Origin of the sequence: Sinorhizobium psoraleae (assembly GCF_013283645.1) — a bacterium.
GTDB classification, from domain to species: domain Bacteria; phylum Pseudomonadota; class Alphaproteobacteria; order Rhizobiales; family Rhizobiaceae; genus Sinorhizobium; species Sinorhizobium psoraleae.
This window is the reverse complement of the sequence record NZ_JABEKV010000003.1, coordinates 448285-459592: the sequence shown is the minus strand read 5'-3', so window position 1 is coordinate 459592 and position 11308 is coordinate 448285. Positions and strand designations below refer to the sequence as shown.

The 11308-nt window shown below is 63.5% G+C and carries 7 protein-coding genes; 5 read left to right on the top strand and 2 right to left on the bottom strand.

From position 1 onward, the window contains the following. Nucleotides 1–156: 156 nt before the first annotated feature. Nucleotides 157–1185, bottom strand: coding sequence for an ABC transporter substrate-binding protein (locus ILFOPFJJ_RS17965; protein ID WP_173511922.1), 1029 nt, complete (start codon nucleotides 1183–1185; stop codon nucleotides 157–159). 193 nt (nucleotides 1186–1378) lie between these two features. On the opposite strand from ILFOPFJJ_RS17965, the gene ILFOPFJJ_RS17960 reads away from it, so the two are divergent. The 5 genes from ILFOPFJJ_RS17960 to ILFOPFJJ_RS17940 all read left to right on the top strand — a co-directional run bounded on the left by ILFOPFJJ_RS17960 (nucleotide 1379) and on the right by ILFOPFJJ_RS17940 (nucleotide 8071). Beyond that, nucleotides 1379–2392, top strand: a complete 1014-nt coding sequence (locus ILFOPFJJ_RS17960) for a LacI family DNA-binding transcriptional regulator (RefSeq protein WP_173511921.1) — start codon at nucleotides 1379–1381, stop codon at nucleotides 2390–2392. A 184-nt stretch (nucleotides 2393–2576) separates the two neighbouring features. Then, complete coding sequence (locus ILFOPFJJ_RS17955) at nucleotides 2577–2786, top strand: dodecin (RefSeq protein ID WP_173511920.1); 210 nt, start codon at nucleotides 2577–2579, stop codon at nucleotides 2784–2786. Nucleotides 2787–3066: 280 nt separating this feature from the next. Further along, nucleotides 3067–4950: a sigma-54-dependent Fis family transcriptional regulator gene (locus ILFOPFJJ_RS17950; protein ID WP_173511919.1), complete on the top strand. Its 1884-nt coding sequence runs from the start codon at nucleotides 3067–3069 to the stop codon at nucleotides 4948–4950. 173 nt (nucleotides 4951–5123) lie between these two features. Then, a complete protein-coding gene (locus ILFOPFJJ_RS17945) occupies nucleotides 5124–6197 on the top strand; it encodes a 2,3-butanediol dehydrogenase (protein ID WP_173511918.1) in 1074 nt (357 codons plus the stop codon). Nucleotides 6198–6268: 71 nt separating this feature from the next. Then, nucleotides 6269–8071: an NAD(P)/FAD-dependent oxidoreductase gene (locus tag ILFOPFJJ_RS17940; protein ID WP_173511917.1), complete on the top strand. Its 1803-nt coding sequence runs from the start codon at nucleotides 6269–6271 to the stop codon at nucleotides 8069–8071. 67 nt (nucleotides 8072–8138) lie between these two features. Here the strand turns inward: ILFOPFJJ_RS17940 and ILFOPFJJ_RS17935 are convergent, their stop codons facing one another. Beyond that, nucleotides 8139–11291 (bottom strand): efflux RND transporter permease subunit, encoded by a 3153-nt coding sequence (locus tag ILFOPFJJ_RS17935; protein WP_173511916.1) that lies wholly within the window; start codon nucleotides 11289–11291, stop codon nucleotides 8139–8141. Nucleotides 11292–11308: the final 17 nt, after the last annotated feature.

The following is an 11308-nucleotide window of genomic DNA, read 5'->3' as shown; positions in this document are numbered from 1 at the left end:
GTGCCCGAAGTCATCAGGGGGCATCATGCGACCGATTGCACGAAAGTGGGCGGTGTGCGTCACCGCAGGGCTCATCCGTTCAGATCGCGCGACAGCGGGTACGGTCGGCCGGCGAGAACGTCGCCGGCCGCAGTTCGCGGCGCGCCGGAATGCGCGTCAGTTCGCGTTGGCGCCGATCTCCCGGTCCCAGCGCTCCAGGAGCGCCTTGCGCTTGGCCGGATCACCATAGGTCTTGAAGTCGTAATCGATCAGCTTGATGTCCTCGAACTTCGGCGCTTCCTTCGGAATCTCGGCCGTCTTGTTCGACGGCAGCTGGAACGATTTTGCTTCCTTCATTTTCGATTGCACCGCGGGCGAGAGCGCCCAGTCGTACCATTTCTTGGCATTGTCGAGGTTCTTCGCGCCCTTGATGATCGACATGGAGCCGATCTCGTAGCCGGTACCCTCGCAGGGCGCCACCGACTTCACCGGGAAGCCTTCGACGGCCTGCGCCACCGCGTCATGCATGAAGACGATACCGATCGCGGTTTCCCCGCGCGCAGCAGCCTTCACCGGTGCCGAGCCGGACTTGGTATATTGCGAGACGTTGTCGTTGAGCTTCTTCAGGTAGTCGAAGGCCTGGTCCTCGCCCATGATCTGAACGAGTGTTGCCAGCGCCGTATAGGCCGTTCCGGAAGAATTCGGATTGGCGATCTGGACCTCGCCCTTGAAGGCCGGATCGAGCAGGTCGGCCCAGCACTTCGGCTCCTTGAAATTCTTCTGCTTGAAGATTTCCGTGTTATAGCCCCAGCCGAGTGCGCCGGCATAGACGCCGACCGTGCGGTAGCCGGCGCTCTCGGCCTGCTTGACCGCCCAATCCTGCAGCTCACCGAGCATCGGCGACTTGTATTCGAGTGTCAGCCCCTCGGAAGCGGCCTGCAGGTGGGGGTCGCCGGTGCCCGCCCACCAGATATCGGTTTTCGGGTTGCGTGCCTCGGCGCGGATCTTGGCGTAGGTTTCGCCGGACGAAAGGCGAACCATGTTGACCGAAATGCCCGTCTCCTTCTCGAAGGCGCCCTCCATCTGCTCGCAGATCACCACGTCCGCGGAGCAGATGAGATTGAGATTTCCGTCGGCATGCGCGGAAAAGGCAAAGAAAGTCACACCCGCGGCAAGCGTTGCCGCGGCGATTTTTACCGAACCCATGATTTCCTCCCAGATTGTGCCGGCGCCTCCATGCCGGACGCTGTTGCAAGCGCGTGCAAATGCTGCATGAGGAGATTTTTCCTGTCAACATATTTCTTTGTCAATGCCGCCGTTCATGGGGCATCGACGCCTTGCACACATTTGCAAAATCGTGCAATTCTCCGTGCACAGATCGCAACACATTCGGGCCATCGTGTCGCAAAAGCCTTTCGTCAGCGCTCAAGAGGTCGCCGAACGGGCGGGTGTCTCCCGTTCCGCCGTTTCGCGCACCTTTACGCCCGGTGCCAGCGTCTCTCCCGAGACGCGGCGCAAGGTGGTGGAGGCGGCCGAGGCGCTTGGCTATCACGTCAACCATCTCGCGCGCGGGCTGATGCGCAACGAAAGCGGCATCGTCTGCCTCATCGTCTCCGAGATGGGCACGCCATATCGATCGACCCTGATCCGGGCGCTGACGCAGCAACTGCAGAATGCCGGCAAGATCGCCATGCTGGTCAATACCGACCGTTCCGACGGCAGCGTCGGTCTCGCGCTCAGGCAGGCAATCCGCTATCGCGCCGACGCTTCCATCATTCTCTCGGGAATGCCGGACAAGTCGATTACGCAGCTCTGTCTCAAGAACGGTCAGAGACTGGTGCTGATCAACCGCGACGACGATCAGGAGGGGCCGTTCAGGATCAATCTGAACGACGCGGTGGCCGCGGGCCGGCTTGTTACGGCCTTCCTGCGTGCCGGCTGCCGACGCCTTGCCTTTGCCAATTCCGAGGCGGGAACGCCAAGCTTGATGGCGCGCGAGCACGGCTTCGTCGCGGCCGCGAAGGCGATGGGTCTGGAGGTCGTCGTCGAACGCTACGGGCCGACAGCGTATGAAAGCGGCCGCGTGCTGGCACAAAGGCTGCTGACGCTGAGTGAGCGGCCCGACGCCGTCTTTTGCGCGACCGACCTCATCGCCTGCGGCTTCATGGATGCAGCCCGGCATCAGTTCTCGGTTTCGATTCCGGATCAGCTCTGCGTCGCCGGCTTCGACGACATCGAGCAAGCGGCCTGGTCGTCCTACGAATTGACGACGTTCGCCCAGCCCGTAGAGGCGATCGCCCGGGAGGCAGTGAGATGGCTGGGCAGGGTCGACGCGCAAGATCCTTCCGCGCGCGACCATTCGATCAGACTCGACGCCGATCTCGTCTGGCGTTCCTCGATCCGCGGCGGGTAACAGCCCCACGCTCCGGGCGTCCGCAAATTTCGCCGGTGACTGGCAATCGCAACCCAACAGGCGCATGCTGGCCCTGTCGGCCTCGGTGATCGCCGGTGAGAATGAGGCGTGCGCCGCACGTTTCGCCACCCGCGCGAGGGCGATGTTCAGAAGAAGAAGCAATCAGAACCCGGAGGAGGTTGCTGTGAGCGGGCACGTCTACAAGAAGATAGAATTGATCGGAAGCTCGAAGACCTCGGTCAACGAGGCGATCGAAACGGCGATTTCGCGCGCCTCGAAGACCATGCGGAATCTCGACTGGTTCGAAGTCGACCAGATTCGGGGACAGATCGTCAACGGAGAGGTCGCGCACTATCAGGTCGTCATGAAGGTCGGATTTCGCCTCGACGAGTGATCTGAATGGACGATGGCGCCGGGTGCCTGCGCCTTTCCTCCGGGCGAAATCGAAGGCCCGGAGCGCCCTCGGCACTGGATGATACAGATAGAGGATAGTCCGGGCACCGCTCTCCGAGCACGAGGTGCCCGAGGCGGACCTTTGCGTACCCGCTTCCTCGGGTCCCCTTCCTTTACATTTCGGTTTCCTATGCGCACACTCGCGCCCCAGCGGCGATCGCGTCTTTTCAGACGCACAAGGTGGCTGCAGCAGGAGGAAGGCGGTCCGTTGGGAGGCGGTCATGTTTTCACATTCCGACCATATCCGCGAAATCGAGCGCGTCGGCCGTGGCCTTCCAAGCAGTCGCGACGCTATGGTCGTCAAGTCCTGGCTGCGCTGCCTGGAACACCACCGCCTCGACCCGGCGCAGGCCTGCGAGGCCTATATCGTGCCGGAGACGCGGCTCAAGGAACATCGCCAGCAATCGGAAGACCTGATCGCCATCGCTCGCTCCGGGCTCGAACATCTGTTCCGCCAGGTCGCAGGGCAGAACTACGTGCTGCTGCTCTCCGACCGACAGGGTGTGACGGTTGAATTTCTCGGCGATCCGCTGTTCGACAACAGCCTTCGCAAGGCCGGGCTCTATCTCGGCTCCGAATGGTCCGAGTGGCGCGCCGGCACCTGCGCCGTCGGTGCCTGCATCGAGGCGGGTGAGGCGCTGACGATCCACCAGACCGACCACTTCGACAACACGCACACGCCGCTGTCCTGCACGGCCGCGCCGATCTACGATATCCACGGCGAACTTTCGGCCGTCCTCGACATCTCGCTCTTGAGTTCGCCGATCCTGAAGGCGAGCCAGAACCTCGCGCTTCATCTGGTCACCGCCAGCGCGAGGCGCATCGAGCTTGCCAACCTCATGGCCCAGGCGCGGCACCAGTGGGTGCTCAGGTTCTCGCGCTCGCCGGAATTCCTCGACGTCGACCCGGAGGCGGCGGTCTCGATCGACGGCCTTGGCCGGATCGTCGGCATGACCCATGGCGGGGCGAAGATCCTCGCCCGCTCGACCGGGCTTGACTGGCGTGATCCGCGCCAGCTCATCGGCGAGCCGGTGTCGCGCTTCTTCGATCTCGAGATCGACGACCTTCCCGAGCTCACGCGCAGGCGGCCGACACAGGAACGGCTCGTCTTCGCCCGCGACGGCAATGCGCTCTTCGCCCACGCCATCGAGCCGCATGCCAGCATCCGCGCGCCAAGCGTCTCGCGCGCGCAGATCCCGCCGCCGCTGCGCCAGCTTGGCGGCGATGCGCCCGAAATCGTTGCGCTGCAGGCAAAGGCCGCGAAACTCGCCCGCACCGGGCTGCCGATCCTCATCCAGGGCGAAACCGGGACGGGCAAGGAACACCTGGCGCGCGCCATCCACGAGGGCAGCGGTCTCGGGGGCCACTTCGTTGCCATCAATTGCGCGGCGATCCCCGAGCAGCTGATCGAGAGCGAGCTCTTCGGCTATCTGCCGGGGGCCTTTACCGGTGCGTCCGCCAAGGGCCGAAAGGGCCTTATCGAACAGGCGGACGGCGGCACGCTCTTTCTCGACGAGATCGGCGACATGCCCCTTGCGCTGCAAAGCCGGTTGCTCAGGGTGCTGGCCGAGCGCGAGGTGCTTCCGGTCGGGGGCACCGTGCCGCGTCCGGTCCAGATCAGGATCGTTTCCGCCTCGCATCGGCCGCTGAAGACGCTGGTTGCGAACGGCGCCTTTCGCGAGGATCTCTTCTACCGGCTCAATGCCGCGACGCTCTCGCTGCCGGCGCTAAGAGACAGGCCGGACTTCGATTGGGTGCTGGAGCAGATCCTGAAGCGGCATTGCAATGGGGCCGGAGAACTCACGCTCTCTCCGGCCGCGCGCGTGGCGTTGAGGGCGCACGACTGGCCGGGAAACATTCGCGAGCTCGACAACGCCATTGCTGTTGCTGCCGCGCTCGCCGAAGGCTGCGTCATCCAACCATGCGATCTGCCGGACCAGCTCGTCGCGACGGCTGAGCGGGAGACGGGCGATGCCGGAACAACACTGGGCCTGATGCTCGATGCCTGCAACTGGAACATCTCCGAGGCGGCGCGAAGGCTGGGCATCGATCGCTCGACCGTGCATCGGCAGATCAGGCGCTACCACCTCGAGCAGAAGCACTGAGCGACTTTGCCTTGCAACAGGTAGGCTGCCACACCTGTGGCGGCTGTGCTGCCTGACGCAACATGCCGCTCGACCATCGTCGTTGAAATCATTGCATTTTCCTCGCCCGCAACGGCTTGGCACGGCCATTGCAAATCGCTGCTCAACCAAGACGGCGACGATCAGGAGGAAACATGCGAGCGCTCAGATTTCATGCGGCCAAGGATCTCAGGATCGAGGATGTCCCGGCGCCGGGCGAGCCGGCAGCCGGGCAGGTGCTGGTCCGCAACCGCTTCGTCGGCATATGCGGTACCGACCTGCACGAATATGCCTACGGCCCGATTTTCATTCCCAAGGATCCGCATCCCTTTACCGGCGCATATGGTCCTCAGGTGCTGGGCCACGAGTTCGGCGGCGTGGTCGAGGCGGTCGGTGACGGAGTGACCTCGCTCCGCCCGGGCGACCGGGTTTCCGTCCAGCCGCTGATCATGCCGCGTGCCGGCGATTATTTCGCCGATCGCGGCCTTTTCCACCTGAGCACGGATTTGGCGCTGGCGGGCTTGAGCTGGGCTTGGGGCGGCATGGGCGAATACGCTTTGCTCAACGAGTACAATGTCGAGAAGATTCCCGACGAGATGACGGACGAGGAGGCTGCACTCGTCGAGCCGACCGCGGTTGCGGTCTACGCATGCGACCGCGGCGGGGTAACGGCCGGCAGCAGCGTGCTCGTGACCGGTGCCGGGCCGATCGGCGTGCTGACTCTGCTTGCCGCGCGCGCGGCCGGCGCGGCGCAGCTCTTCGTCTCCGATATCAACGACGCCCGGCTCGAATTCGCAGCATCGATCCTGCCGGATCTCGTCACGATCAACCCTGAGCGAAGAAAACCGGGTGAGGTCGTGCGCGCTTTGACCGAAGGCAAGGTCGGCTGCGACGTCGCGATCGAATGCGTCGGGAACGAGCACGCGCTCAAGGCCTGTGTCGATGCGGTGCGCAAGCAGGGCGTTGTCGTGCAGACTGGCCTGCATCCGCATGAAAACCCGCTCGACTGGTTCCAGGTCACCTTCAAGGACATCGATCTGCGCGGCTCCTGGGCCTATCCAACCCACTATTGGCCGCGCGTCATCCGCCTGATCGCGTCCGGCCTCCTGCCGGCGAAACGGATCGTCACGAAGCGCATCGCCCTCGATGAAGCGGTGACCAAGGGTTTCGACGCGCTTCTCGACCCGTCCGGCAAGCACCTGAAGATCCTGATCGATCTCATGAAGTGACGCCGATGTTTCCCGCGCGGGCGGATGAGGAGCCGCCCGCGTCTCAATCAAGCGAAAAAGGAGGAGATCTCATGCTTGAAGAAAGTCCCAACACCCGCATCGACAACACGCTTGCCAAGCTCGGCAGGGCGCTCGAACAGGGCGATATCGAGGCCGCCGTCAATCTGTTCCAGGCGGATTGCTACTGGCGCGACCTCGTCGCGTTTACCTGGAACATCAGAACGATGGAGGGCCGGGACCAGGTCCGCGACATGCTGACGAGCCAGCTCGCGGCGGTGAAACCGGCACTGTTCCGGCAGGACGAGAAGGAACAGGCGAGCGGCGGGGACGGCGTGAGCGAAGGATGGTTTGAATTCGAGACGGAGGTGGCGCGCGGCTACGGCCACATGCGGCTGAAGAACGGCCTGATCTGGACGCTTCTCACCACGATGACGGAGCTCAAGGGGCACGAGGAGCCGAAGGGCTTCAGGCGGCCGCTCGGCGCCGAGCACGGTCATGATCCCAACCGCAAGACGTGGAAGGAAAAGCGCGAAGGCGAGGCGGCCGAACTCGGCTACGAGACCCAGCCCTATGTCGTCATCATCGGCGGCGGGCAGGGCGGCATCGCGCTTGGCGCGCGTCTGCGCCAGTTGAACGTGCCGACAATCATCATCGAGAAGAACGAACACCCGGGCGATAGCTGGCGCAAGCGCTACAAGTCTCTCTGCCTGCACGACCCGGTCTGGTACGACCACCTGCCCTATATCCCCTTCCCGGAGAACTGGCCGGTCTTCGCGCCGAAGGACAAGATCGGCGACTGGCTGGAAATGTATACCAAGGTGATGGAGCTCAACTACTGGAGCTCGACCAACTGCAAATCGGCTGAGTACGACGAGGAGGCGAAGGAGTGGACGGTCGTCGTCGAGCGCAACGGGGAGCAAGTCGTGCTTCGGCCGAAGCAGCTCGTTCTCGCGACCGGCATGTCGGGCAAGCCGAACATCCCGAAGCTGAAAGGTCAGGACGTATTCAAAGGCGAACAGCAGCATTCCTCACAGCATCCGGGTCCGGACGCCTATCGCGACAAGAAGGTGGTGGTCATCGGCTCCAACAATTCCGCGCATGATATCTGCGCGGCGCTTTGGGAAGGCGGTGCCGATGTGACGATGGTGCAGCGTTCGTCGACGCACATCGTGCGCTCCGACACGCTGATGGATATCGGCCTCGGAGACCTCTATTCCGAACGGGCGGTTGCCGCCGGCATGACGACGCGCAAGGCAGATCTGATCTTCGCCTCGCTTCCCTACCGGATCATGCACGAGTTCCAGATTCCGCTTTACGAGAAGATGCGCGAGCGCGACGCCAAGTTCTATGCGGATCTGGAAAAGGCCGGCTTCATGCTCGACTGGGGGGCCGACGGGTCCGGCCTGTTCATGAAATATCTGCGCCGCGGGTCCGGCTATTACATCGACGTCGGCGCCTGCGATCTCGTCATCGACGGCAGCATCAAGCTGAAATCGGGCTCCGATGTCAGCCACCTGACGGAAGATGCCGTCGTCTTGAAGGACGGCACCGAGCTTCCGGCCGATCTCGTCGTTTACGCCACCGGCTATGGCTCGATGAACGGCTGGGCGGCGGATCTCATCTCGAAGGAGGTCGCCGACAAGGTCGGCAAGGTCTGGGGCCTCGGTTCCGAGACGCCGAAGGACCCCGGTCCGTGGGAGGGCGAGCAGCGCAACATGTGGAAGCCGACGCAGCAGGAGGCGCTCTGGTTCCACGGCGGCAACCTGCATCAGTCGCGGCATTATTCGCAGTATCTTTCATTGCAGCTGAAGGCCCGCTGCGAGGGCATTGCGACGCCGGTCTATGGCCTTCAGGAACGGCACCACCTCGGCTGATCGAGGATGAAATATGCCAGCCGGCCTCTTCTTCCGGCTGGCGCATCAAGAATGATCGCGGCGGAGCTTACTCTGCCGCGATCGGCGCGGTATAGCGCTCTTCCTCATCATCGTCTTCGGTACGCTCGTCGGCGGCTTCCGGCTCCACTTTCCGCGCCTTCGGCTCCTTGCCGAAGAACAGCGCGTAGCCGGCTGGCAGCACCAGGATCGTCAAGACGGTCGCGACCAGGATGCCGCCCATCATGGCATAGGCGAGCGGACCCCAGAACACACCGCGCGAGATCGGGATCAGCGCCAGCACCGCTGTCAGCGCGGTAAGCATGATCGGCCGGAAGCGGCGGACCGCCGCGCCGATGATGGCTTCCGAGCGCTCCATGCCGGCCGCGATGTCCTGATCGATCTGATCGACGAGGATGATCGAGTTGCGGATGATGATGCCGAGCAGCGCGATGACGCCGAGAATGGCGACGAAGCCGAAGGGTGCGCCGCTGATGAGCAGCGCGGCGGCAGCACCGATGATGCCGAGCGGACCGGTCGCGAGCACCAGCATCGACTTGCCGAAGTGCTGGAGCTGCGCCATCAGGAGGATGACGATGACCAGCAGCATGATCGGCGCCTTCGCGGCGATGGAGGCCTGGCTTTCGGCGCTGTCTTCGGCACCGCCCTGGATCTCGACCTTGTAGCCGGGTGCAAGGCCGTCCCGAAGTCCCTTGAGCTCGTCATAGAGCTTCATCGTCACGTCGTTCGACTGCACGCCGTCGGGGAGCGTCGCGCGGACCGTGATCGTCGGCAGGCGATCGCGCCGCCATTCGATGCCCTGTTCCATGACCGGAACGACCTTGGAGACCTGCGAGACGGGCACGAAGCCGCCGAAGTCGGTCGGGACATAGACCGAGTTGACGGCCGAAAGCAGTTGGCGATTGCCGTCCGGTTCGCGTGCGACGATCGAGACCGTTTCCTCGCCATCGCGGAAATTGTCGAGCGGCACGCCGGACATCGACGCCTGCAGCATCTGGCGGATGCGCTGCGAGGTGACGCCCAGCGCCCGGGCGCGGTCCTGGTCGATCACCAGCTTCATCGCCGGCACCGGCTCCAGCCAGTCGTCGTGAACGGCGCCGAGCAGCGGGTTTTCGTTGAACTTCGCCTTTACCTGGTCAGCGATGCGGCGCACTTCGGCGCGGTCCGGGCCTATCACGCGCAACTGCACGGGCCAGCCGGTCGGTGGCCCCAGGAAGAGCCGGTCGACCTTGGCGCGGATCGACGGGAAGTCTTCGGCAATGACCGTGCGCAGCTTTGTGATCAGCCGCTCGCGGGCCGGCTCGTCCTTCGCCATGACAAGGAGCTGGGCGAAGTTCGGGTTGCGGAGCTGCTGGTCGAGCGGCAGGAAGAAGCGCGGCGCGCCTTCGCCGATATAGGTGGCGATGAAGCGCTTGTCCTCGTCGTCCATCATCTGCGCTTCGAGCGCCTTGGCCTGCTTCTCGACCTCCTTGATGCTGGTACCTTCCGGCAGCCACAGATCGACGAGGATTTCCGGCCGCGAGGACTGCGGGAAGAAGTTCTTCGGGATGAACTGGAACGCCCAGAGGCTGCCGACGAAGGTCGCGAGTGTCATGACGAGCACGATGACCTTGTGGCGCACGGCCCAGCCGACGGTCGCGCGCAGGCGGCGATAGAAGCGCGTGTCGAAGACGTCGTGGTGGCTGCCGGCATGATGGCGCTGCTTCAGGATCATGTAGCCGAGCCAGGGCGTGAAATAGACGGCTACGAACCAGGAGACAACCAACGCGATGCCGACGACATAAAAGAGCGAGCGCACATATTCGCCCGCGGTCGATTCCGCGAAACCGACGGGGATGAAGCCGGCGGTCGTGATGAGTGTGCCGGTCAGCATCGGGAAGGCGGTCGAGGAATAGGCGAAGCTCGCCGCCTCGATCTTCACGAGGCCTTCCTCGAGCTTGCGCTCCATCATCTCGACGACGATCATCGCGTCGTCGACGAGCAGGCCGAGCGCGATGATCAGGGCACCAAGCGAGATGCGCTGCAGGTCGATGCCGAGTTCGTACATGATCGCGAAGGTGGCGGCGAGCACCAGCGGGATGGCGATCGCGATCACCAGGCCCGAACGCCAGCCGATCGACAGGAAGGAGACGACGAGAACGATGATCAACGCCTCCCCGAGGGCATGCATGAACTCGGTAATCGCGTCGGTCACGACCTCCGGCTGGTTGGCGATCTGGTCGACCGACACGCCGTAGGGAAGCGCGGATTCGAAGCGGTCATAGGTCGCTTCCACCGCCTTGCCGACGTCGGTGACATTGAAGCCTTTCGCCATGACCACGCCGATCTGGACGCTGTCGTGGCCGTTGAAGCGGTATTTGCGCTGGAAGGGGTCCTCCAGTCCCGAGGTAACACTGGCGATATCGCCGAGCCGGATGACCTGATCTCCCGCACGCAGTCTCAACGCGCGGATGTCCTCCGCCCGGTCGACTCCCCCTTCGACGGAAATGCGGACGGATCGCGTGCCGGTATCGACGGAGCCGGCGAGATCAACATTGTTCTGTCCGACAATCGCGCTGCGCAGATCATTGAGCGTCAGCCCGCGTTCCGCGAGCGCCTTGGAGGATACGTCGATATAGATCTTCTCCGGCTGGTCACCGATGATCGACACCTTTTCGACGCCGGGCGTGGTCAGGAGCATGTCGCGACCCTGGATCGCGAACTTCTTCAGCTCGGGATAGCTGTAGCCGTCGCCGCTGATCGAATGGAGCGTGATGAAGGTGTCGCCGAACTCGTCGTTGAAATAGGGGCCGAGCAGGCCCTCCGGCAGCTCGTTGTCGATGTCGCCGACTTTCTTGCGCACCTGATAGAATGCGTCGGCCACCTCTTCGGCATTGGTGTCGCCTTCGACCTGCAGCGTGATGATGGCGCTGCCGGCCCGCGTGTAGGAGCGGACGAAATCGAGATGTGGCGTTTCCTGGAGTTTTCGTTCGATCTTGTTGACGACCTGGTCCTGCATCTCCTCGATGGATGCACCCGGCCAGACGGCCTGGATAACCATGACGCGGAAGGTGAATTCCGGATCTTCGCGCTGGCCCATGCGTACGAGGCCGAGCGCACCGGTGATGATGATCAGCGCGAAAAGGAAGCGCGCGATGCTCGGGTGGCCGATCGCCCAACGGGAGAGGTTGAACGGTTTCCTGTCCTCAGTGGAGGCGTGCATGGCGTGGTTCCGTTCTG